A 21,169-nucleotide genomic window follows, 5' to 3' on the forward strand; every position below is an offset into this window, starting at 1 on the left:
CAAACCACAGTTGTATTAAATTCCAAATTAACTGCACAGTGCCTTTTAGTATCATCACAATACCGTCCCAAACACCTCGCCAATTACCAGTGAATAAACTTGAAAAGAACTTAATAAAGCCAAGTATGATATTTAAAGCACCTTGTATTACTCCTTTTATATTCTCCCAAGTACTGACAATCAAGGCTTTAACCGCCGGCCAAATAAATTGCATCACTTGCCAAATCGCAAACATGATTGGTTTAATTACAAAATTTAAGATAAATTCAAATATAGCTTTGATAAAATTGCATATATTTTGAAGCGCTTGAACAATAGAAATTCCGTTTTCATTAAAGAATCCATTAATTTGACTCCAAATATCTTTAGCGAAATCAACGATTGCTGAAACCGCTTGTTTAAAGACGTTTTTAACGGAATCAATGAAAGGTTGGATAAATTGAATGAAATTACTAAACGTTTGTTTAACACTGTTAATTGCACCATTAACAAAATTTCTGAATGTTTCAGATTTCTTATAAGCTATTGTAAATGCGACTGCTAAACCAGCCAGTACACCTAACACGATACCAATTGGACCAGTTAATGCTGTGAAGACTGTTCCTAAAATAGGCACTTTAGTTGATAAAAAACTAATCAATCCGCCAGCCTTTACAATACTAGCTAATAATGGAGCTAATACAGTTACTGCGTTGCCAATTGTGCTTATGAATGCACCTAATCCAAAAACTACAGGACCAATTGCAGCAGCAATACCACCGAATATAACAATCGACCTTTTAGATCCATCACTTAAACTTGAAAACCAATCAACTGCTACAGATAGCTTTTTGATTAATTCTTCCATGACTGGAGCAAACGCACTTTCAATAGAAGCCCATACATCAGCACCTACTAATTTAAGTTTATTCATTGCTACTTTAAATCTTTCGGAGCCACTTTCAGAATCTTTAAATGTCTGATTGACCGTTCCTTGCGAATCTTCGATAGTTTTTAAGAACTCTTGGTAACTAAAGCGACCGCCTTTAATAGCATCTGCTAAATCAGGACCTGCTTTTGCACCAAATGCTTCAATCGCTAAACTTGTTGCGCTAGCTATATCCGGTGTCCTTTCAATTTCTGCTAATGTCTTCTTAAATTCTTCTCTTGGGTCTTTACCCGCTTTACCCCAATTGGATATAGCTTTTTTCAAACCACTGAAGGCTATTTCAGTATTAACACCTGATTTCTCCCATTGAGAGAATAAAGCGATTGATTCTTTCATCTCAAAGCCCATAGCCCTCATTGGAGCACCGTATTTAGTAATGCTATCAGCTAATGTATCAACACTTATACCGCTAGCCTGTGCTGCTTTCGCTACCATATCAAGTACACTTTGATACTCATCAGCTTCAATACCTGCATCACCCATTGCACGCGTAATTAATTGAACGGCTTGTACGCCGTCAGAACCTGTTATGTGACTAAATTTCAAGAATGACTCTGTGGCACTCTCAAGTTCTTTGCCAGTGAAACCTAACCTTGTGTTAACTTCCCCTAAAACACCGCCTACAGTCTCAGCGTCTGCTGGAAAGTTGCCATAAACATCTTTAAATGAATTCTGCAACTTCTTAAGCTCTCCGCCGGTTGCTCCTGTTGCTTGGGTAACTGTATCTAAACCTTTATCAACTTCTGCAAAAGCTTTTCCTGATGCTGCTGCAATACCTAAAACAGGTGCAGTTACACCAATCATCAAACCTTTACCAATGGATTTTAAACCATCACCCATTTTTGTTAATTTAGGTCCCATACTTTCAAAAACTTTACTGGTTTTTCCCCAGCCACTTTCTGCCATTCTTTGAGCTTCAACTTGAGCTTTTTTGAACTCTTCAAACTCAGTTGTTGTTTTTTCTAGTTCTTTTTCTAAAAAATTCAGCTCATTTGCTTGTTTGTTATATTCTTGTCGTAATTTTTGAGCTTCCGCGCTGTTTTCGCCCTGTTCTTGAGATACCTTGCCATATTGCTTGGCTAAATCATCAACGTTTTTCTTATAACCTGTGATAGTTCCATCAAGTTCTTTAATCCTTTGTTTGTAACTATGAGTTGATTTTTCGGTATATTTGAAGTTGTTACCGGTTAATTTTAAGTCAGAATTTAAAGTTTTAAAGTTTCGTTTGATTTCTGCAAATGATCTATTTAAATTTGCTGCATCTAAATCCAAACCTATAGATAAACCTTTTATTCTTTCTCCCATTTTTTACCTCCTTTCTAAAAAAGTTCAAAAAAATAACCCTAACCAAACGGTTAAGGTTAAAACGCATCAATTAAAGCCTCTGCTTTTTCTTCAGAAATGTCATTGTTTTTATTTTGATATATGGAAAGTACATAATGAAATGGCATTTTTAAAACTTCGTTAGCGTCTTTACCATTTTCAATTAAGTCCATCATGAGAGTATCCATATTTTTCAACATTGCTTTATATGTTAAATCTTCAGGCTTTATTTCATGTTCTGGATAAAATTTCTAGTTTCCTCAGTTTGCTGACCTTGAGTAATGAAAATCACTTGTTCACGAAGTGCATTCATTCCATCAGGTGCATGCATACGTTCTTTTAGGTCTTTAACTGTGAATTGGTTATCGTAAATTTTTACAACCATATCCATCAATCTGTCAGCGATTTCTCTTGGTTTCATCGTGCTATTTTCGTCCTCAATATCATCGATTAAATCCATTGCTTCGTATACAATTTCAAATGAAATGAAGTGTGGTGTTAAGTACGTTTGTAATTTAATTTCATTTGCTTTCGGGTCTTCTACTAATTGAATAATGTTACGTTTTAATTTTGCCATTTTATAATACTCTCCTTATTTTCAAATAAAATAGAGGGGTTGCCCCCTCTTATGCTTCTACATTTATTGTTATAGTGTCACTCATATTACCAACTGTTGCTTTAACCGTAGCAATGCCTTGTGCTTCCGCAGTAACTTGACCATCACTATTGATTGATACAATATTCGTTTGATCTGTTGTGTATTTCAATAACTTACTTTGATTAGATGGCTCTACTACAACATTTAAATCGTATGTGTCGCCAACTTTAAGTGTTTTAATGCTATCTGGTATATTAACCGACTTTACCGCAGTTTCCGATGAAGCCGGTTTTGTTACAAAGTTTCTTCGTTACCCTCTGTCACGTTTCCAGTATATTCTTCGCCTAAAATTTTCTTTAAGAAAGCCTCTTCGCCTTTTTCACCGTCTCCATCATGATTTGTCATGTTAGCTGAATCAAAGATATACTTACGTACTGACTTTTTATTATCAACTAAAGGGAAAAGTGCCTCACCTTCAACCTCTTCACTTGAGAAATCCCAATCTTTCTCAGCCGTTTCTCCATCGATTTTAGGATTTGTAAACATGACTTTAGGTAATAAAACCGTTCTAAATGTGCCGTCTCGACGCTCTTGTCTGAACCAAATTGCTACATAGTTGTTTTGTTTACCTTGAGTTTCTTTATAAACACCGTCTTCATCATACTCTTCATTGAATACTATTTTGCGAATCTCTTTAGGGAAAGCATGCATTTGTAACGAAATTTTACCTTCTCCGTCTGTGTTCCCTGATTCGATTGGACCACCATCAGCATATGCTGTTTTCAAGTCTCCTCCAGTTTCAACACCAATTTTTTGTAATCCTCTTGTTTTTGTAATATCACTATATTTTAATTCCGCGCCTTCTTTCGTTAATTTAGCGAAACCTAAACCAGTAATGTTAATATACGCCTTTGGCGCACTTGCATGTTTTACTGCCATTTAATTTTCCTCCTTATAAAAAATGCCCTCGTAAACGCGAGAGCTTCTATATGTTTTAAATTCTTCTATATATTCCGGTTTTCCATTTGAAACATTTCCCATTTTTAGTTCAGACCATAATAACTTTTGAATGCGATTAGATATCTTATTTCTTATGATTCTCGCATTATATTCATCATTGTACTTAACAAAAACATCTATTTGGACAATATAACTATATGCACACTCATCTCCGTCAGTATAAGTTGTAGGTATTGGGTCGTCGATATCGTCAATAACAATAAAAGGTACATCAGTATCTTTTACATTAGGGTATTTATTGAACTTAATATTATTGATATTTACGTGCTCTCTAATAATTCTGTCTTGACTAATCACTTCATGAACTTTGTACAAAATATCAATCACAATTTTTTCAACTCCCTTTTTAGCGTCTCAAAATACTTATTTTGCCCTTGTCTTATTGCTCTATTAACACCGCCCATAGCTTTAGGTTTGATAAATTTACCTGTTCCTTTTTGAACGTGTCCATATTCAATTAAATGTACGATTTTATAACGGTCTTTAGAACCTCGCCAATGAACAGTAATTGTACGTTTTCCATTTATCCATTCAGGTTTACTAAAACTTACCTCATTAATTAATGCTCCCGTATCTTTTGAGGGCTTTAGTTGTTTTTTTACTTCTTCAACAATTACCTTAGCACCAGCTATTAACGCCTTATCTTGAACTTTTACCATCTCTTTTATGCCAAAACGTTTTTCTAATTCTCTTTCTAATGCTTTATCACCTATCACTTTCACACTCATGAACTATATCCTCCACGAATCATAATAAAGTCTTTATTATCCAAATCTGGTGATACTTGCTTTATATTCAAACGATTTTTGAAATATCTTGATTCAATTTCAAGATAATGTTCTTCACTGGGTAAATAATCACCTTGCGGATCACGAATATACAATTTAATGTCATTTTGGGTTCCGTTTGAGATAGCTTGTTCTAATTCACGTAACCAGACACCATCAATACTCGCCCAACAGCTATATAATAATTTTTCTTCTTTTTCTCCAGCTTCTGGACCATTATTTTCAGTATACTTATAAAAATGAACACGAGTATTTAAACGTTTAGTTGTAATTCTAGGTTTTTTAAACACTTTCTTCATCTTCTGATACCTCCATTAGAGATAACGAAAAATCTATTATTTCAGGTCTGTAATTATCGTTGAAGTGTTCTAATAAATCTTGATAAGCATATCTAGCGCGTATAAGTATCAATTCTTGACCTATTAAATTCTCTAATTCAAAAACTCCGCACTGATTTTTTATACGCTCGTACGACATTTTTAACAACTGCTTTAAGTACTCATCCTCTGAATTATGGTCAATCTTTTCAAGTGATTTAAATTTGACAAGCAAATCATCAATCGTCATTGTCTTCACCATTCAATAAGTCGACGATTTCACTTTTAACCATTGAACTAGACGCTTTTTTTTGTAATGATTCGCATAGTTCTAATAATTCTTGTTTTGTCAGCTTATCTAAAGGTACGATATAAACTTTGTCGTACTTATTTTTGATTTGATTTGTCAACAATTCAACACGAGGATTGTTATACCCTTCAGCTGGATACAACTCCCCTACTTTGTACTTGTGTTGATTGTGCTCTATGTCTTTAAAAGCTCTAACAACTTTAAATTTCACCATTTTATCACCTCATAAAATTTTATAGTGTTTCTTCGGTACCTTCTAAAGCTGGCTTATGTCCTTTTAAATCTAATTTCCAAACAGCAGCAACTTTATTATCTTTCGCTTTGCCGTAAGCAAATTGTTTTGCAGTGTATAAATCCATATCATCTAACGCAAGTGTTTCTTTAAATTTCTGAACATTAATACCACCAGCTAAATAACCATCATATAAACCTTTAACGTACGTTAAAACCTTACCTGCTTCTTGGACTGTAGACTCGATAACATTCAAATTAAATGGTAAAGCAGTAACATATACGCCATTTGCATTTAAATGTGTATACTGTGCTTGAACCTCAAAAGCATCGGACGGATTAACAACCATTGTTACATTACCTTTAACCGCTACTGATTTACCTTTCTCGTTAGTTGAGTGGTATTTAAACACTTGCGTCAATTCATTAACCGTAGCGCGCGGATTAGCAAATGTAAGCGTACCTTGTTCTTCTTTCTCTGGATAAGCACCCTCAGTTACCGATACACCTTTTTGTACTTGACGGTTTAAGCCGATTGGTTGGTCTTTACCAGTACCTTTTAAGAACGCAGTTTCAAGCGCCACTGCAAATGCTTCTTCGATTTGAACACGAACAAATCTTTCAATCCACGCAGGACCAAAATCATTTAAATCTTTTGGTAAAACAACAAACGCTGTCAATTTATTTTGAATTGCTGTTTCTTCACTGAACGCAGCATCTAATTGACCTTTAATTTCACCATAGATTTTACCCCAAACGGCTACGCCAGAAGTTTCAGATTTTAAGAACTTCAAACGCAAACCAGCGTTTTTAATACCTAAATCAGCTAATAACGGATGATTCGTCGTCAAATCTTCAAAAATTCTATCAATTGTTTCTTCTGGCAAAAGTTTTTCTTCTTTATAGTTAACGTTTTTATTGATATCCATGAAGAAACTTCTTTGGTTTGCACTCAAAGATTGTGCTGATTTAGGTAAACTAGAAACTCTTTCAGCTTCTGCTTTTGCTTGTAATTTAGTTTCTTCAAATAGTTGGTTAATCATGTCACCGTACAATTCATTTTGTCTTTCTTGCGGTTCACCGTTGTTTACTGCATTAATAAATTCGTTTTTCGCATTTGCGAATGTTTCCGATAAATTTATAGTCATTTTATGACCTCCTATTTTTTGTATTAAAAAAGGAATCTTGAAAATCCATTTGCTGATACTTTACTATCTGCAACATCGATTTCTGATTCCTTTTCTTTCATATTTATTTTTTCAATTACTTTATTTGCTATTGCGTCAATATCAATGTTAACCTCTGGCGTTTTACTTACCAAAGCTGTTACACGATTTAATACATCTTTCGATAACACTTGTGTATTGTTTGCTACAATTTGCATATTGTCGTTTTCAAACATTTTACTATCCGCAAAACCTTGTTCAATGGCTTCATCAGCATTTAGCCACGTTTCCCTAGCCATCATTTCTACAAGTTCTTGTTTGTTTTTACCAGCTCTAACCGCATATGCCTCAGCCATTATTTGACCAACATGTTCTAATGTTTCTGCAGCATGATTTAGATCTTTCGCTTCTCCTTGCGCAATACTTGAAGGATTGTGAATCATCATTCTAGCAACCGGACTCATTTCGATGTGGTCACCAGCCATTGCGATAAGCGATGCCGCACTTGCTGCTATTGCTGTGATACGAACATTCACTTTGCCTTTATGAGCTCTTAAATGTGTATATATTTCACTACCAGCTACTAGGTTACCACCATTTGAGTTAATTATAATATCAACATCTTCATCACTAAATTCTAGTTGTGTTAAAACATCTTTAGGACAAGTCGAATCCATACCAAGCATTTCGTAAACCCATTTATCTTCGTTGGAAACGATGACGCCTTTAATCTCCGCTTTCATCTTCATCACCACCTTTCAAAGTGTTTTCATCTTTTTCTTTTTCATCATTTTCACCACTGTTAGCTTTTTCGTAGTTTTTAGTAATCAGGTATTCGTCTAATTCAGGATTGTCTGATGGTTCTTCACCTAACATAATCCGCACCTCATTCCTTGTAAATGAACCAGAACTTACAAGTTTGTCAATTGCTTCAGCATATTGAAGTGGGTCTTTTTTATTCACACCGACAATTTCTATTCTTGTATCTTTCAAATACATGCTTTGTGTTATGAGTTTCGCGTTTAATTCGTTCTGAATCTTTTTTAATAAAGGTGTTAAACAGAACTTCTCAAATACAAGCGTGTTTTTTTCCAAATCAGCTGTTTCTCCGTAAATCAAACCTGGAGGTATACCAATCATCAACGCAACATTTTTTATTGCATCTCTCATTAGCTCACTCAATTCAGAAAAAGGCATGTTACTATTCTTACCACCATTAGATAATTCCTCATAATCAAAACCTTCTATCAAAGGCGCGATTGCTAGTTGATTTTTATTAAAAGTATTGAATAATTTATTTGTGAACGCTTGTAATTTTTCTATATTCTTTTCGTCATATGCGCTAGAGGCAGATTTCAAAATCCCTCTTATTTGATAGTTTTTTAATTGTGCACCTATCATTCTTCCGAATATTTTCCCGTAATCTTCGAATAGACTTTCTACAAAGTGTGTCACTTTATTGTTGTTGTACTTTAAATATATGACCTCTTGCATTGTGAAAGTACGTTGATAAGTATAATCTTTAACCGTTACATCTTTGAATATATCATCATACAAAGCGTACTCTTCTCTGTAAAAGCTATCTGCGATAAGTAATTCTTTGCTGTCACTTACTACGATTAAAACCTCGTTATCATAAATTAGTTTATATATAACTTGTTGCCAAAAACTATCGCTTGATAAGTCAGTATTTGGTTTTATATTTAACTTGTAGTAAACATCATTCTTTTGAATTCTATTACCTTCCAATACTTTAAAATGACTTTGAGCGACAGCTCGCGCAACAAATTCAATACAACTATCAATCGCTAAACGTTTCACATACGCTTGTTGTGATAGATCTTCTATCATATCTAAATCAAGCATATATGTTATATCTTTCCTAGTTTTAAATATCTTTTCTAGAATACTCATGTCTCACCTCCTCTATTAGAAATCTATACTCATTAATGCATCAAGCGCTTTAGACATGTCTTTGTCTACTATATCGTCTGCTCTATATAATGCGTGAACAAAAGCCATGAACCCATCGGTTTTTCTTCTATTTTCATCTTTTTTAATATATTCTTTATTACCATCGGGTTTAACCTTTACTGCAACATTATTAGTAAACCAACGCATCAAAGGATTGTCTCCATATATTACGTTATGTTTCGCAAACATTGTATCGATACGTGGTGCAAGTAATCCATGTATTGCTTTTGGATTTCTAAGTACTTCAAGTTTTATGCCAGCATCCTCAAACGCACGTCTTACAATATCAGTTCTATAATTATCAGCTATGACTTTTTCAAGCCCATATTTTTCTCTAGCCTTTAAAAACCAATCAACTATATATTCAATTTCAATGACATCATCATCGACAATGGTCAATAATCCCATTTTTTCCCATTCTTTAATAGGAGGTTCTAATTTGACATCATCCAAAAACCCTTGTCTTACAAACGAATGTCCTAACCAAATGTAATCATCGTTTTTTCGGAATAATAGCCCTACACTTGCAAAATCTCGAATGTTTGCAAAGTCTAAACCACCAATACACATTTGATTATCTAAATTTGGTATCTCTCTATTAGTCGCTAGTATTTCTTTCCATGGTGCTATTACTTTTTCAAGGTCAACTTCAGGCAAATTCATTCGCTTAGTCATGAATTCGGGCTTATTTGAACGGTTGAATGGTAAATCGTTATATTCTTCTTCAATCGTGCTTAGCAGTGTTTTAGCGTATTCTGATAACGGTTTATGTAACATTGGGTTCGCCTTTTCCCACGTCTGTCTGTCATCAACTTCTTTTGGATCGTCTAACTTACAATAAAAAGCAAACAATCTACTATTTTTAACCTTGCCACTTAATACACTTGCAATTTTGTTCTTCATTGCATCGATATAACCCTCTCTAACAAAACCATCAGTACTTATATAAAACGTTCTTCTATTTTTCTTTTTACCTAATCCACCACGTTTGACGTTTACCATTTCAGGACCAAAGAAATAATGAATTTCATCAAAAATAACACACCCCTCACGTCCACCGTCTTTGGTTTTTGTGTTTGATGTGTTATATCGAATAACCGATTTAGTTGCACGGTTTATTATTTTTGCTTTACTAACTTCATAAGGAGCTTTTGGCGTTTTACCCGTCTTATTTCGTTTGTTATCCATTAAAACGGTTCTGATTTCATCAAACGATGTTTTTGCTTGATCTTCACTATTAGCAACAATGGAGATGTGATATTCTTTAACTCCGTGTAAGGGCGTAGAAAGAAAATCACTAATAGCACTTATTAGACCGTTTTTCCCGCCTCCACGTCCCATGAAAATAGCAAATTCTGTAAAGAAAGCTTCATCTGTATTTTTATCTATAAGAAATATATTAGCTATGATAAACCTTTGAAATGGTAATGTTGGAAAATACCATTTTTCAATAAATTTGATACAATCCTCGATTTTCTGTTCATCAAAATATACATCATCTCGTGAATATATATGTTTTTGTAGATAATTAAAGAGATCAATTCTTTCTTTATTTAAAATTATCTTTCCTTGTTTCCACAAATTTATATATTCATCAACGTATTTATTACTAATCATAGGTAATCATCAGATGGCGTTTCTGTGTCTTCTTTCTCTTCGGGCAATAAATCCGATAATTGTTTGATTATTTTTTGATATGCAGCATCTCTAGCATTAAATAGTTTGGCTACTGGTCTTTCCCTTTCATATGGTGGCGCCTTTTCAGATTGAGTAAATAAATCATAGTCACCTTTTTCTTTTATGTCTTCCCACATGTAATCAAGCATTACACGTAGCCTTGCTGCTTGAATAATTAAACCATCAACTACTTTTAATTTATTGCTAGGTATGTCTTTATATAATACTTGCAGCCTTTCTTTTTCTTTAAGCACTAAGTTTTCATCAACTATAATCTCCATTTCATCACCTGCCTTAAAATGGTTATAAGAGGGGGGTTATACATGGATTTTTAAAATTATCGCGAAGTCGAGCCCCTGCCCGTTCCCCAAGTATTTTGATCGCTTTTGATTTTTTTGACCCGGGGGTATTTACCATTTTTCGTCTTTCCATTTATTTTCTTTTTTTATAAATCTCTTTTCTTTTTTGTTGTGACATTTAATACACAGTGTTTCTAAATTGTTTAAGTCATGAGCAAACTCCGGATGATGTTCTAGCGATAATATATGATCTACATCCAACGACTTACGCTTGCTTTTGTCATATGTCGTTAACTTGCCGTCTCTCTTACATTGTTGACATTCATAATTATCTCTTTCTAGCACTCTTTTTCTTGTTGTTTGCCATTCTTTAGACTTATAGAATCGTATGCGTTCGTCTTTAGTCATCATAATGTTTCACCTTATATAACTTAAGTAGTATCAAGACTCATCTATACTTGATGTGTAGTAATGTATTTACTATTAGTTTGAACATGTTCATACCTCATAAATAAAAAGACACATCACATAGTGATGCGCCTCTTGTTCATGCGTCGTATTAGCATTTAATAACTTTAAATATTAATCTGATACTAACATAATAAACTGTTTTAATGCGGACTTACATAGGGTAAAAGTCCGCTACACATAACCAATATACTTTGCTAACTTATCGATCAGTGCATTCCTTCTACGTAATATACTTGTCTTACTTGTACCAAAGTAATGTGCTATATCTTCCCATTCATAACAACCAATAGGACAATCCCAATATCTAAACCTTAATAACTCAAGCGTATCCTCATCACTTTCATCTATCAATCTATCTACACCGTTAACTATATTTCTTAATGTATTGTACCTGTTATCACTAAACTTCTTTATTGCACATCGTTCAATCGGGTTACCCGGCAAATTACTTTTGCCAGCTCCCGCATTATCTGGTTCATGACTTTCAAGTAATTCATATTCTCGCATCTTCAACTCTCTTCGATAGTTATCGATGTGCTGAATGTATTCTTCAAGCTTTTTGATATCGTGTTTCTCAATCTTTATCATTCAATGCAATACCTCCGATAATATAAATTACTTTTTAATATCGTTATTCATTCGCTTTAATTCAATCCTGTATTCTTTTAACCCGTTGTATCCTTTAGTTTTAACTACTTCATCAAGTAGATAATCATTCATATATCTGAGCGCTTGTATCTCCCTTGCACGATCACTATTAATACTGATACAAACTAATAGCAATATAGCAAATACAATAGTCATAGTAATCCACATCACTCACTTACCTCCGCTCGAAAGACGTAATCACTCGGCGCCTCTACATCATCATTAGCCGTCATCATAATATATACTTGCTCAGTTACATACTTACCTAACTCATACATCGCTAGTAAGAATAATAATCTTAGTATTTGCTTAATCATTTTTTATCTACCTTCTTTACTTCGTATAAGACCGGATATAAATTTAAAAAGTGTATTCTATATCCAATCGTCTTAACTTTTACTTTATCACCTACTTTTAACCTAGCTTGTATGTCTGCGCTATCAAACTTTCCTTTGAAGAATAAGTCTGAGTTTTCGATGACTTGTTTATCATCTAATACAATATAGAATTTGTCCTCTTTATCTTGTCTTTTGTTATATTTATCTGTAATTGTCCCTTGATGTACTTCTTTGTTTTGGTAACTAGCCACTGTATAGATAGGCAATGCGACAACAAGTAGCAATGCGGTTATACCGAATAATGACAGTATTCCAACAATAAAGATGTCGAACCCATCCATATTTTTAAGTTTTTTAATCATTTCCCACACTCCCTTATATTTTCAAACAACTGACCCACTTTAATAACTGCATCCCTTTTAACTTGTTTCTCGTACTTCTCTTTCGCTTCTTCTTTACTCTCTGCCTCAACAACTGTAAACCTTTGATTACTCTTAGCTTTAGTTACGTGTGTATGTTTACGTCCTGTTGAATCTTTGAATGTTGTGACTAAGTATTGTGTCATTCCTCATAGCTCCCTTGAACTTGTTTGAGCTTACTCATAAAAAACATTACTAAAAATGCTATTAAGATATGCGTCTTTTGATGTTTATAAGCAAATGTAGATATCATAAAGATAGTAGCAAGCATTAACATTTCATATATGTTTGTGTGTATAGTCTTTTTACTCTTAAGAAAAATAATTGCTATGCGATAAAAGAGATAAACGCCAAACCCTATTAAAAATATTTCTAACATGTCGCTCACTTCCCCAAAACCTCCTTGACTCGATCTAAGATGTCTTTACACGTATCCTTTTCCTGCGTCTGCTGTTCCATCTTGTCTTTCGTGGTTCCTTTTCATTTTCTTTTTGTATGCGTCAATGAGTTGGTCGATAGAATATAAGTTGTAAGCTATGTCTATCACTATAACAATTGCTTGTTGGTCGGGATAAAATTCTTTGAATATTATCTGTGGTGTACTAACAACTGCGTCTTGAGCAAATTCTTTATCTTTAAAATTAAACATTTTGTGAAATTCTGTATCTTTAAAACTTGATTCAATCGCTTCTTTTATCTCTTCTGATGACACTCCTACTTGATTCGCAATACTCAATCCAAACGCCAACATGTCAGCTAATTCATCAAGTTGTACGTCTAACGGCTTACCTGGTTTCTTCTTCCAGTTCTTAAACGTTTCCAATGTATTAAACCATTCAAAGAATTCAACTACATATGCTATTTTGCTATCTCGTAAGTTCAGCGTTGGTATTCTATCGTCGAACTCCTTTTGTATTTGTAATAACTCTTGTAATTGATCAATTGTTAATGTGTTATTCATTTTCCTGTGCCTCCTCTACATTAATTTCATATTCATCATAATTAAATGATGCTTCAAATATCGCAATAAAATCCGCCTCAATTTCTGCTTCTTCTAAACTTTCAGCCTCGATAGTCTCTTCAATCATGCCAGCGTATGTGATTTGGACATTAAATTTCTTCATTTTCCTGCTCCTCCTCATATTTATAGACCACTTGACCCGTCATAATCCCTACTGCCTCATCAAGACCAATATCTTCTTTGAGTGCATCTTGCATAGCATTAGGTAAACCCTTAAGTATTTCATCAAACGCTTGCGCTTTCTTATATACGTCCTCAATCTCTTTTAGTAATCCCTCTGTGTCATTACCGTTATACGCACTAGCACTTATAACGGACTGTTCAATTTGTTCGCGGTTATTCATCATTTCCATCTCCTCTAAAATAAAGTTAGTTGCTTCTGTTCCTCATATTCCAAACCATGTTGCTTTATATACTTTTCAAGCTCTTCGGTTGTATCAAATGTCTTTTTAACGCCTTGCCAACCTGGTACGATATGCCCGTGAAAGTAATAAGTGCCGTTTACTACATGGATATGTGCCACTCGCTCGTTATCCTGATACAGATATCTCTTAGAGCCGAAAAATCGGTTTAAGTATTCTTTACGTGCGCTATCTGTCATGATCTACTTCTTAACTTTCACGAATATGTCGTTTTCCATCAGGTAGCACGCATAACGTCCTCTTGGATGTTTCTGTGGTACATTAAACAAATGTGGCTTCTTCTTACGTAGCTCAGCCTCTTTACGTCGTTGCCTAGCTATTTCACGTTCTCTAGCCTCTCGTTGCATAATTCTGGCTAACACGATTTCTTTATACTCAGCTAAGCGCATACCATAAGGTGCATGTAAGGCTTCTAACAACGCCCAGCCACCACGTACTCTTTTTGCAACCATTCCAGGAGTTAAACCGTTCTTTTTTATCAATTCATTTTCATGTTCGGTAAATTTATATGGTTTACCGTTAATCTTTACGATACTCATTTATTCCACCTCTATATATGCATGTCTTATTGTTATGTTGTCATACTTTAGTAATTCATCCGGATTGTCATCTAAGCGCTTTGCTAGCATATCTTTTTCATCATCCACATCATCAAAATGCTGATAATCAACTTCTGTAGGTATTCTTATATCAATCGTTGCGTTTATATATGCTTGTTGTTGCATTAAATCACTTCATTTCTCTTTTTCTTTTACGTCTGACTTTCACTAAGTCCTCATATACCATCCATTCTTGACCTGTGTATTTAGGCGCTTTACATATCCACGTTAAATTCACATCTCTATACTGATATCTGAATATCTTCGCTTTGATGTTGGCAACTTCAGTCGCCTTACCTTTAACGTCTATAACTTCAACCAGTTTCCCTTCCTTCCACAAAGAGAAATCGGCTATATACGTAATCGGTCTTTGCTTCCCAAATTTAGGTTGTAGTTCGAATTTAGGTTGTAGTTCGATACGATCATAGTTAGTGCCATTCATATTACTTTCTAAATATTGGTAATATTCGCACTCTACTTTGCTATCAAATACAATTCCTTTGTACTCAACTTTCTTAGCGTTGTATTTACTCACTGTGCCACCTCTAAATATCAAATATCGTTGCTTGTAATCCTAGCTCTTGCTCATATAGAAGCCCGTGAGCGCCTTTGAAGCGTTTTAGGTCACTATCAGTCATAATTTTCTTTTCGTCGCTGAAATGGGCTCCTGTGAGCGAATAAACTTCATTTACGTTGTCTTTATACTTGATGACCTTAATATCTTCCGCGCCATCTTCTCGGTATAAGTAATATTTTTCTTTCGGCATTTTTAACACTCCTTAATATTCGACGATAGCGGGGCGTGTATGACGTTCTGCAAGTTTTTGGATAAATAGGTCGTACAACCTATTTTCATCGCCCTGTGCCTCGTCTATGAGTTTCTGAGCGTACATATCTGAACACTCAAGTTTAATTTTCAAAAATTCTTTGGTTACCATGCGTCTCGCTCCCTGAAATCGTCTCCGATTACTCTTACTTTTCTTGCATTGTGTTTCATTCTTGAATTGATACGTTGCCAGTTCATATTTTGATTTAGTTCTTTATCACTAAAGTTAGTTGTAAAGATGTTGTTTTTACCTACTCTGTTATCAACAATGCTGAAAAGTTTGTTTAAAGTATGTTCTGTGTTCTCTACACCCATATCATCTAGTACAAGTAAATCAATATCGCTTAACAATCTGACTAACTCGTCTGTAGTCTCTACTGCATTTTTGTTGTATGTCGCTTTGATACGATCCATCAACATTGGTATGTGCATAAAAGCAACCGTATGCCCTTTAGCTTTGACTGCTTTTGCGATAGCGTATGCTAGGTGGCTTTTACCAGTTCCGTATGAACCTTGCAATATTAATGATTTTGGTTCTTTTGTAGAGAAGCCTTGTACGTACTCTATTGCTGTTTGTTTAGCGTGTACTTGTTTTTCATTTTGTGGCTTGTAGTTTTTGACTGTTGCATCTCTTAAAGACGGATTAACGTTTGATTGATTGAATATGTTGTTTATCTTCCGTTGCTTGTTTCGCTTATATTCCTCATAGATTTCACATTTGCAACCGTCTTTATACTCGTAACCATTCGGGTGTTTTTTAGTAGGAGCAAACTTATATAAGTCGTATTCACTTCCACATCTCTCACATTTCAATCCTTTTTCGACATGAGTAGGTTGATATTTTTTCAAGCTTTCGTTTATCTTTTCGCTGAATAGTGGTTTCATAATATCCCCCTAATCCCAATAACTTTCGTCGTACTTCATGCGTTCCAATTGATCCGTGCCAGTTGGTTGTATTTTTTGATTGAGGTACCCCTCAAATTTACTGCCAAAAAGTGTTTCTGGTCTAAGGTATTTATCGCTATCCGTGTTTAACCATTCAGCTGTTTTGATATCAATCACCTTTTTAAAATCCTCCAACCTAAAATCTTGATTCCATCTTGCTTTAATAAAATCTTTTGTTTTAGCTGTATTATGTTTAAAATGCTTTCCTGCTTTTTTATTTAAGTATTCGATAATTTCTTTATAGGGAATGGAAGACACCGTCGGGTTGCCCGACAATATACTTCCTTCATTATTAGTATTGTTATTATTAGTTAAATCATTATTAGTACTATTATTATTAGTAGTATGCGATTTACCATTAACGGTTTTTCCATTGTTGGTTTTACCGTTAACGGTTTTTCCAACGTTGGAAAATCGAATGTGGTGCGGTTGCTCATATACTAAGTACTCATAACCATTTAACCTACCACTTTTATCACGTTTTCTACTACGTTGAATGTATCCAATTTCTTCCAGTTCCTTGATTCCACTCTTTAAACCGCTAAGTCCATCAGTTGAATGTTGCTCTAGTTCTGTTTCGTAAATTTGCCAGTTATCAGGTCGACTTAACAAATAAAGTAGAATACCTTTAGCCTTCCAACTTATATTAGAATCATGTATAAAATCTTTGTGTACTGTGACAAAGTTACCTGATTCTTTGTAAACTCTAAATGTTGCCATTTCGTTATCTCCTTTCTGGTATAATTTTGTTATCGCTACTGCGTTAGATTGGGGGTGAATAAAATATGGAAAAACCTTATATGTTAACATATGATTTAAACTCACCCGGACAAAAATATGAGGAATTGAGAAATGTTATAAAAAAGGAAATTTCTAATGGTCATTGCAATTATTGGAAATCTTCATTTTTATTCCGTTCTTCTTTATCAACTTCAGAAATGATAGAAAAGTTGAAACCTTATCTCGATTCTGGAGATAAGCTGTTTGTTACAGAAATAGTCAATAACAAACAAGGGTGGTTAACAAAAGAACAATGGGATTTTATCAACCATAATATTTTTATTTAGGTTCTTTTATTGAATCTTTTGTTATATCAGGAAAACCTTTAGAATCCTCAGGGGTAAATTTTTTAATTTTTTTAGCGCTTCTAATCTCTTCCGCCAAGATGACGATTAGGAGTGCTATTTTTATTATTCTTAGTCTATTCATTCCTTTTTCTCTCCTTTCAGCATTTTATTGAGCCTCTCATCAACTTTTATCCACGAGTCATGCAAGTGATATTTATCATCAAACGACTTAACGCCAATCGCATGTTGCTGGTTATGGTGTTCGCGACATAACGCTAATACATGTTTGTTGTAGTGATTCATTTTGTTTCTGTTCATTCCTCTGCCGACTGCTTCATAATGCGCTAGGTCTGCGTGAGGCTTTCCACAAATTACACAGTTGCGGTTGATTGTAGCCCAATACAATAGTGCTTTATCTTCACTTAACAACTTGCTTGTTTCTATGCTCATAGGTATTTGATGATGAAACATAAACGCTATAATCAGTTCTATTAACTCCCTTGCAACTTTCATAGAACAGTCGCGCAGACTGATTTCTTCATAACCTTTCATAATTTCCAATTCTGTTTGTAATAATTTTCTAATTGATTCCACCGGTTCTCCCCAGTGAAGTTCTATATCTCTACACATTGCGAATATTTTTTTGCGTTGTTCTATAGATAGTTTTTTATTATCCGGAACCTCTACTTCTGCTTTTAGTGGATATCCGTTTTCTAGTAAGTCAATGTGACTTTGTTCAAGTTCAACACCAGTAGCAACGACGGAATAAGTACCGTCATTGTCTTTCTGGTATCTTGTAATGTATTGCATTTAAACCACACCTTAAAACGCTAAATCTTGGTCGTCATATCCAAATTGGCCACTGCTTTCAAATGGATTGCTTTGTTGAGACATTGATGTTTGTTGTTGTGCCCCGTTATTTTCTTCAGCTTTTTGCTTATCTGTCTTCGGAATAGGTTTGTTAACAACATCATCGCCCTTTTGGTAAGGTTTAATAAATGAAAAATCCGTAAAATACTTACCTTCATCTTCATTGAATTTCCATTTCAATACCAAGTGACAAAACTTACCAATAAGATCATTGGTATCAAAATCTAAGCTAGGAAGATTTAACTTAATACCTAATCGAGTAACTAATTCAATCAATTGTTTTTCTTGGAAATCATATTTATACGGCGGTACAAATTGATTATGTTTATATTGTTTGCCTTCATCATTTTCAAATACGATTGTGAAATATCTATTTTCTCTATCATTGAATTCAATATTTTTAACTTTCACTGTGAATTCTCCAGCTTGAAACCCTGCTGAGCCGTTATAAAACTTTTCTTGATTTGTTTCTTTAGTAAATTGCGCTTGTCCTGTGATTTTCATAATTAAATACCGTCCTTTTTAGTTTTTTTATTAGTTTCCATTTCTGATTGCTTGTACTACGTCGTTAATACTTGGATTAATGAAACGTTTGTTGTTAATTTTAATGTTGCTTGAGTGTCTTATCTTTGTCTCGAATAAGTTTGATGGTTCAGCGTTAAGAACATATTGATAAGCTTTTTCGCCGTCTTGCTCATGTTCTTCTATTGTCATTCTTGCTAACACATCAGATTGACTGATGACCGCTTTTTTTATTTGATCTTGTGCCTCTATCGTGATTGTTGGATTGATAGTGCTACCCTCATCATCTTTGTCTTTGTTAATTCCCTCGTGTCCACTTATAGCAAGATGGAATTGATAATGTTCTTGTAATTTAGAAATATAACGATAAATACTTACAATGCGTGTAGCACACTCGCCCCAATCATTAAATGTTGGTTTCTTTAATTTTCCGTCCATGATGTCGTCCATAGTGATATCACGTAGCTTTTGGATTGTTTCAATCACTACAACATCAATTTGTTTTCCGTTTTCTCTGAGTTGTTCAATAATTTTAGGTAACATCTTAATCACTGCACTAAAATGCTTGTAATTCTTAATCTGCACAACTGCCCCATCTTCTGTTACCGTTGTTCCGTCCTCATTTATATCTAGTACTAAGGCGTTGTTATCTTTTGTTAAAAACGTAGTTTTACCAGTCCCGAACTTGCCGTATATCGCAAATTTATAAAACTTGTTTGCATTTTGTTTGCTGATGTCTTTTACACCTAGTTGCGTTAAGATATCGACATCTTGATTAGTTTTTTCAGTCATGTTCTACCTTCTCGTACTCAATTGTTTCTGTCACTGTTTTCTTAATAGCTTTGTGCTTAGACATATCAATAACGGTTTTGTCTAGTCCGTCGAATTCTCTTGCGTCTCGCATATCAGTTGAATACTTCACTGTGTCGTTCACTTCAGTTGGTCGGTTTGTAATAAATAGATTTTCATCTTTATGCTTGATTAGATAAGTTACAGTCTGCTTCATAGCAACCTCCTACCATCTCATGACTAAGTTAATTAGCCTGTCCTGTTCGTCTGTGTTCTCTTCAATCCATTCATCTATTGCTTGGTTGAATAAGTCTGATGCCATATCTAAGTCATTCTCATCTACGACATAAGCATGTTTAATTGGTACGTTGTTCATATCTTTAACTTGTATTGATATGCCCATATGACCTTTTAAAATGAATAGCTTAAAATCGAATCCGTTAACATGAATATTTTTGCGTATGATTTCGCCTATTTCGTAATACATCTTGACTTCCTCCGTTTTTCATTTTATATTTAACTTGAAATTTTTCTTAAGTGCTTGATACTGTTACTTGTTGGCGCAAGTAGCAGTTTTTTTATTCTTCATAAAAGTATTCTTTATAAAATATGAATGTTGCGATACTTGCGAATCCCGCAATTGACCATGCTGTAGTGAAGTACAACAATGGCATAAGCACAATCGCTAAGACTGTGAAGCATAATACTGCTAATAGATAGCTTTTATAAATGTTACTCATTTGTTGTGCCCTCCTTTGTAAATCTCATTAAAATGTTCATCTACAAACTTATGCATCCTTCTTGCGTTAAACCTCCAACGATTAAAATTCTCATCAGGATAATGTACGATACCTTGTGCTCTTAACTCTTTTTCGAGTCTAGGGTGAAATAATAACCTGTCTTTGATTGTTTCATCAGATGCAATTTTTAATTTCTTCTTTAAGTCGCTCATGTTCCATACAGGGTCTAATGAGTAAGCTATTAACTCTTCATATTCATCTTTTGTGATAAGCACGTGTGTTTCAGGTATTGGAACTGTTACGTTTAAAATATGTGGCACTTCTATCTTTCCTTTCGTGTATAATGTTGTTATCAACCTAAAGTAGTGATAAGTATGAAATTAGATCATGATTGTGTTAGACATCTTTTGTTAGAAATTGAAACTAATAAAAAGATTGGTGAACCGCTCACCGAATACAATTTCAAAGATAATGTTGTATTTGGAAAATATGATTTTGAAACTGTAATGTATGCATTATTAAAACTGGAAGAAGCAAAGTATGTTAGTGTTAAATTCGGTTGGGAAGATGGACATATTTATGGTTATACAATTAACGATATAACTTGGTCAGGGCATGAATTTTTAGATAATATCCGAGACAATCACACTTGGAAAGAAGTTAAAAAAGTCGCAAACAAAACCACTAGTATGTCCGTAACATTGCTAAGCAAATTAGCTTTTAATTATCTAACACAAAAATTTAATCTAACTTAAATTCTTTTCCATCTATTAATCCATAAAAGTTATTTTTTAAATGCGGATGTCTTTCAAGCGTCATTTCAATAAAACGCTGGTCTATCATTAAGTCGTAGCCATCGTT

Annotated in this window: 42 protein-coding genes and 2 pseudogenes; 2 read left to right on the forward strand and 42 right to left on the reverse strand. The window is 34.2% G+C overall.

The features are described 5' to 3' along the window. The 33 genes and pseudogenes from IDG60_RS05990 to IDG60_RS06145 form a co-directional block, all read right to left on the reverse strand. Window positions 1–2,233: phage tail tape measure protein (locus IDG60_RS05990; RefSeq protein ID WP_206160558.1), on the reverse strand; the 2,233-nt coding region annotated here is incomplete at its 3' end. A gap of 56 nt (window positions 2,234–2,289) precedes the next feature. Continuing rightward, window positions 2,290–2,427, reverse strand: a complete 138-nt coding sequence (gpGT, locus tag IDG60_RS23925; protein ID WP_001549167.1) for a phage tail assembly chaperone GT — start codon at window positions 2,425–2,427, stop codon at window positions 2,290–2,292. Between the two features lie 50 nt (window positions 2,428–2,477). Then, entirely contained in the window at window positions 2,478–2,828 is a 351-nt protein-coding gene (gene gpG, locus IDG60_RS05995; RefSeq protein ID WP_001096355.1) for a phage tail assembly chaperone G, read from the reverse strand. 49 nt (window positions 2,829–2,877) lie between these two features. Then, window positions 2,878–3,108, reverse strand: a pseudogene (locus IDG60_RS06000) (Ig-like domain-containing protein); the annotation flags it as partial. Between the two features lie 35 nt (window positions 3,109–3,143). Next, window positions 3,144–3,788 carry a major tail protein gene (locus IDG60_RS06005; protein WP_000268735.1) on the reverse strand — a complete coding sequence of 215 codons (645 nt, stop codon included), beginning with the start codon at window positions 3,786–3,788 and terminating at the stop codon, window positions 3,144–3,146. Further along, the gene (locus tag IDG60_RS06010; RefSeq protein WP_000565498.1) at window positions 3,789–4,196 is read right to left on the reverse strand and encodes a hypothetical protein; all 408 of its coding nucleotides are present in this window, start codon (window positions 4,194–4,196) and stop codon (window positions 3,789–3,791) included. It abuts the gene before it with no gap. After that, window positions 4,193–4,597, reverse strand: a complete 405-nt coding sequence (locus IDG60_RS06015) for an HK97 gp10 family phage protein (RefSeq protein WP_000114226.1) — start codon at window positions 4,595–4,597, stop codon at window positions 4,193–4,195. The genes IDG60_RS06010 and IDG60_RS06015 overlap by 4 nt, the downstream gene beginning before the upstream one ends. Then, a complete protein-coding gene (locus IDG60_RS06020) occupies window positions 4,594–4,956 on the reverse strand; it encodes a phage head completion protein (RefSeq protein ID WP_000755150.1) in 363 nt (120 codons plus the stop codon). Before IDG60_RS06020 ends, IDG60_RS06015 begins: the two co-directional genes overlap by 4 nt. Next, entirely contained in the window at window positions 4,940–5,224 is a 285-nt protein-coding gene (locus IDG60_RS06025; RefSeq protein ID WP_000150936.1) for a phage head-tail adapter protein, read from the reverse strand. The genes IDG60_RS06020 and IDG60_RS06025 overlap by 17 nt, the downstream gene beginning before the upstream one ends. Beyond that, the gene (locus IDG60_RS06030) at window positions 5,214–5,498 is read right to left on the reverse strand and encodes a Sec62 family protein translocation protein (RefSeq protein WP_000238236.1); all 285 of its coding nucleotides are present in this window, start codon (window positions 5,496–5,498) and stop codon (window positions 5,214–5,216) included. Before IDG60_RS06030 ends, IDG60_RS06025 begins: the two co-directional genes overlap by 11 nt. A gap of 19 nt (window positions 5,499–5,517) precedes the next feature. Continuing rightward, window positions 5,518–6,663, reverse strand: coding sequence for a phage major capsid protein (locus tag IDG60_RS06035; RefSeq protein ID WP_000154559.1), 1,146 nt, complete (start codon window positions 6,661–6,663; stop codon window positions 5,518–5,520). Window positions 6,664–6,686: 23 nt separating this feature from the next. After that, window positions 6,687–7,424 carry a head maturation protease, ClpP-related gene (locus IDG60_RS06040; protein ID WP_000642727.1) on the reverse strand — a complete coding sequence of 246 codons (738 nt, stop codon included), beginning with the start codon at window positions 7,422–7,424 and terminating at the stop codon, window positions 6,687–6,689. Then, window positions 7,408–8,595: a phage portal protein gene (locus tag IDG60_RS06045; protein WP_000025274.1), complete on the reverse strand. Its 1,188-nt coding sequence runs from the start codon at window positions 8,593–8,595 to the stop codon at window positions 7,408–7,410. The genes IDG60_RS06040 and IDG60_RS06045 overlap by 17 nt, the downstream gene beginning before the upstream one ends. A 15-nt stretch (window positions 8,596–8,610) precedes the next feature. After that, window positions 8,611–10,272 carry a terminase large subunit gene (locus tag IDG60_RS06050; protein ID WP_000625092.1) on the reverse strand — a complete coding sequence of 554 codons (1,662 nt, stop codon included), beginning with the start codon at window positions 10,270–10,272 and terminating at the stop codon, window positions 8,611–8,613. Continuing rightward, complete coding sequence (locus IDG60_RS06055) at window positions 10,269–10,613, reverse strand: hypothetical protein (protein WP_000402904.1); 345 nt, start codon at window positions 10,611–10,613, stop codon at window positions 10,269–10,271. Before IDG60_RS06055 ends, IDG60_RS06050 begins: the two co-directional genes overlap by 4 nt. Window positions 10,614–10,742: 129 nt before the next feature. Beyond that, complete coding sequence (locus IDG60_RS06060) at window positions 10,743–11,042, reverse strand: HNH endonuclease (protein WP_000988336.1); 300 nt, start codon at window positions 11,040–11,042, stop codon at window positions 10,743–10,745. Window positions 11,043–11,273: 231 nt separating this feature from the next. Beyond that, window positions 11,274–11,690: a hypothetical protein gene (locus tag IDG60_RS06065; RefSeq protein ID WP_000590122.1), complete on the reverse strand. Its 417-nt coding sequence runs from the start codon at window positions 11,688–11,690 to the stop codon at window positions 11,274–11,276. Between the two features lie 27 nt (window positions 11,691–11,717). Further along, window positions 11,718–11,918 (reverse strand): DUF1514 family protein, encoded by a 201-nt coding sequence (locus IDG60_RS06070; RefSeq protein ID WP_000265043.1) that lies wholly within the window; start codon window positions 11,916–11,918, stop codon window positions 11,718–11,720. Beyond that, window positions 11,918–12,067, reverse strand: a complete 150-nt coding sequence (gene rinB / locus IDG60_RS06075) for a transcriptional activator RinB (RefSeq protein ID WP_000595265.1) — start codon at window positions 12,065–12,067, stop codon at window positions 11,918–11,920. Before rinB ends, IDG60_RS06070 begins: the two co-directional genes overlap by 1 nt. Further along, window positions 12,064–12,450, reverse strand: coding sequence for a hypothetical protein (locus tag IDG60_RS06080; protein WP_000592207.1), 387 nt, complete (start codon window positions 12,448–12,450; stop codon window positions 12,064–12,066). The genes rinB and IDG60_RS06080 overlap by 4 nt, the downstream gene beginning before the upstream one ends. Then, a complete protein-coding gene (locus IDG60_RS06085; protein ID WP_000195836.1) occupies window positions 12,447–12,653 on the reverse strand; it encodes a DUF1381 domain-containing protein in 207 nt (68 codons plus the stop codon). Before IDG60_RS06085 ends, IDG60_RS06080 begins: the two co-directional genes overlap by 4 nt. Further along, window positions 12,650–12,895, reverse strand: coding sequence for a hypothetical protein (locus IDG60_RS06090; RefSeq protein WP_001282074.1), 246 nt, complete (start codon window positions 12,893–12,895; stop codon window positions 12,650–12,652). The genes IDG60_RS06085 and IDG60_RS06090 overlap by 4 nt, the downstream gene beginning before the upstream one ends. Window positions 12,896–12,931: 36 nt before the next feature. After that, complete coding sequence (locus tag IDG60_RS06095; protein WP_001066447.1) at window positions 12,932–13,468, reverse strand: dUTP diphosphatase; 537 nt, start codon at window positions 13,466–13,468, stop codon at window positions 12,932–12,934. Continuing rightward, on the reverse strand, window positions 13,461–13,631 hold the full coding sequence (locus tag IDG60_RS06100) for a hypothetical protein (RefSeq protein ID WP_000714403.1): 171 nt from the start codon (window positions 13,629–13,631) through the stop codon (window positions 13,461–13,463). Before IDG60_RS06100 ends, IDG60_RS06095 begins: the two co-directional genes overlap by 8 nt. Continuing rightward, window positions 13,618–13,872: a type II toxin-antitoxin system toxin HigB gene (higB, locus tag IDG60_RS06105; RefSeq protein ID WP_001065097.1), complete on the reverse strand. Its 255-nt coding sequence runs from the start codon at window positions 13,870–13,872 to the stop codon at window positions 13,618–13,620. Before higB ends, IDG60_RS06100 begins: the two co-directional genes overlap by 14 nt. Before the next feature lie 14 nt (window positions 13,873–13,886). Beyond that, window positions 13,887–14,129, reverse strand: a complete 243-nt coding sequence (locus IDG60_RS06110; protein WP_000132207.1) for an SAV1978 family virulence-associated passenger protein — start codon at window positions 14,127–14,129, stop codon at window positions 13,887–13,889. 3 nt (window positions 14,130–14,132) lie between these two features. Then, window positions 14,133–14,489, reverse strand: a complete 357-nt coding sequence (locus tag IDG60_RS06115) for an SA1788 family PVL leukocidin-associated protein (protein WP_000029367.1) — start codon at window positions 14,487–14,489, stop codon at window positions 14,133–14,135. After that, window positions 14,490–14,675, reverse strand: a complete 186-nt coding sequence (locus IDG60_RS06120) for a DUF3113 family protein (protein WP_001187230.1) — start codon at window positions 14,673–14,675, stop codon at window positions 14,490–14,492. A 4-nt stretch (window positions 14,676–14,679) separates the two neighbouring features. Continuing rightward, window positions 14,680–15,084, reverse strand: coding sequence for a DUF1064 domain-containing protein (locus IDG60_RS06125; RefSeq protein ID WP_000049810.1), 405 nt, complete (start codon window positions 15,082–15,084; stop codon window positions 14,680–14,682). A 10-nt stretch (window positions 15,085–15,094) separates the two neighbouring features. After that, on the reverse strand, window positions 15,095–15,316 hold the full coding sequence (locus IDG60_RS06130; protein ID WP_001123667.1) for a DUF3269 family protein: 222 nt from the start codon (window positions 15,314–15,316) through the stop codon (window positions 15,095–15,097). 12 nt (window positions 15,317–15,328) lie between these two features. Further along, on the reverse strand, window positions 15,329–15,487 hold the full coding sequence (locus IDG60_RS06135) for a hypothetical protein (RefSeq protein ID WP_000256591.1): 159 nt from the start codon (window positions 15,485–15,487) through the stop codon (window positions 15,329–15,331). Further along, window positions 15,481–16,260 (reverse strand): ATP-binding protein, encoded by a 780-nt coding sequence (locus IDG60_RS06140; protein ID WP_000803062.1) that lies wholly within the window; start codon window positions 16,258–16,260, stop codon window positions 15,481–15,483. The genes IDG60_RS06135 and IDG60_RS06140 overlap by 7 nt, the downstream gene beginning before the upstream one ends. A 9-nt stretch (window positions 16,261–16,269) precedes the next feature. After that, window positions 16,270–17,040: a conserved phage C-terminal domain-containing protein gene (locus IDG60_RS06145; RefSeq protein ID WP_000190253.1), complete on the reverse strand. Its 771-nt coding sequence runs from the start codon at window positions 17,038–17,040 to the stop codon at window positions 16,270–16,272. Between the two features lie 65 nt (window positions 17,041–17,105). Here IDG60_RS06145 and IDG60_RS06150 point away from each other — a divergent pair, with 65 nt between their 5' ends. After that, on the forward strand, window positions 17,106–17,387 hold the full coding sequence (locus tag IDG60_RS06150; protein WP_000414755.1) for a hypothetical protein: 282 nt from the start codon (window positions 17,106–17,108) through the stop codon (window positions 17,385–17,387). Here IDG60_RS06150 and IDG60_RS06155 read toward each other — a convergent pair. From IDG60_RS06155 to IDG60_RS06190, 8 genes are all read right to left on the reverse strand, one after another. Next, window positions 17,380–17,529 carry a hypothetical protein gene (locus IDG60_RS06155; protein ID WP_001081076.1) on the reverse strand — a complete coding sequence of 50 codons (150 nt, stop codon included), beginning with the start codon at window positions 17,527–17,529 and terminating at the stop codon, window positions 17,380–17,382. The two genes, IDG60_RS06150 and IDG60_RS06155, sit on opposite strands and share 8 nt — an antisense overlap. Continuing rightward, on the reverse strand, window positions 17,526–18,197 hold the full coding sequence (locus IDG60_RS06160; RefSeq protein ID WP_001199416.1) for a putative HNHc nuclease: 672 nt from the start codon (window positions 18,195–18,197) through the stop codon (window positions 17,526–17,528). Before IDG60_RS06160 ends, IDG60_RS06155 begins: the two co-directional genes overlap by 4 nt. Window positions 18,198–18,209: 12 nt before the next feature. Then, window positions 18,210–18,761 (reverse strand): single-stranded DNA-binding protein, encoded by a 552-nt coding sequence (locus IDG60_RS06165; RefSeq protein WP_031764803.1) that lies wholly within the window; start codon window positions 18,759–18,761, stop codon window positions 18,210–18,212. A gap of 30 nt (window positions 18,762–18,791) precedes the next feature. Then, window positions 18,792–19,571 (reverse strand): ATP-binding protein, encoded by a 780-nt coding sequence (locus IDG60_RS06170; protein WP_000137070.1) that lies wholly within the window; start codon window positions 19,569–19,571, stop codon window positions 18,792–18,794. Next, on the reverse strand, window positions 19,564–19,785 hold the full coding sequence (locus IDG60_RS06175; protein WP_000815404.1) for a DUF2483 domain-containing protein: 222 nt from the start codon (window positions 19,783–19,785) through the stop codon (window positions 19,564–19,566). Before IDG60_RS06175 ends, IDG60_RS06170 begins: the two co-directional genes overlap by 8 nt. Window positions 19,786–19,794: 9 nt before the next feature. After that, window positions 19,795–20,055, reverse strand: a complete 261-nt coding sequence (locus tag IDG60_RS06180) for a DUF1108 family protein (RefSeq protein WP_000291090.1) — start codon at window positions 20,053–20,055, stop codon at window positions 19,795–19,797. 91 nt (window positions 20,056–20,146) lie between these two features. After that, a complete protein-coding gene (locus tag IDG60_RS06185; RefSeq protein ID WP_000066017.1) occupies window positions 20,147–20,308 on the reverse strand; it encodes a DUF1270 domain-containing protein in 162 nt (53 codons plus the stop codon). Beyond that, window positions 20,305–20,628, reverse strand: coding sequence for a DUF771 domain-containing protein (locus IDG60_RS06190; RefSeq protein WP_001120201.1), 324 nt, complete (start codon window positions 20,626–20,628; stop codon window positions 20,305–20,307). The genes IDG60_RS06185 and IDG60_RS06190 overlap by 4 nt, the downstream gene beginning before the upstream one ends. 54 nt (window positions 20,629–20,682) lie before the next feature. On the opposite strand from IDG60_RS06190, the gene IDG60_RS06195 reads away from it, so the two are divergent. Then, window positions 20,683–21,063 (forward strand): DUF2513 domain-containing protein, encoded by a 381-nt coding sequence (locus tag IDG60_RS06195; protein WP_000762521.1) that lies wholly within the window; start codon window positions 20,683–20,685, stop codon window positions 21,061–21,063. Here IDG60_RS06195 and IDG60_RS22155 read toward each other — a convergent pair. Further along, window positions 21,050–21,169, reverse strand: a pseudogene (locus tag IDG60_RS22155) (hypothetical protein); the annotation flags it as partial. The gene IDG60_RS06195 and the pseudogene IDG60_RS22155 sit on opposite strands and share 14 nt — an antisense overlap.

It is taken from the genome of Staphylococcus sp. EG-SA-2 (genome assembly GCF_017152085.1).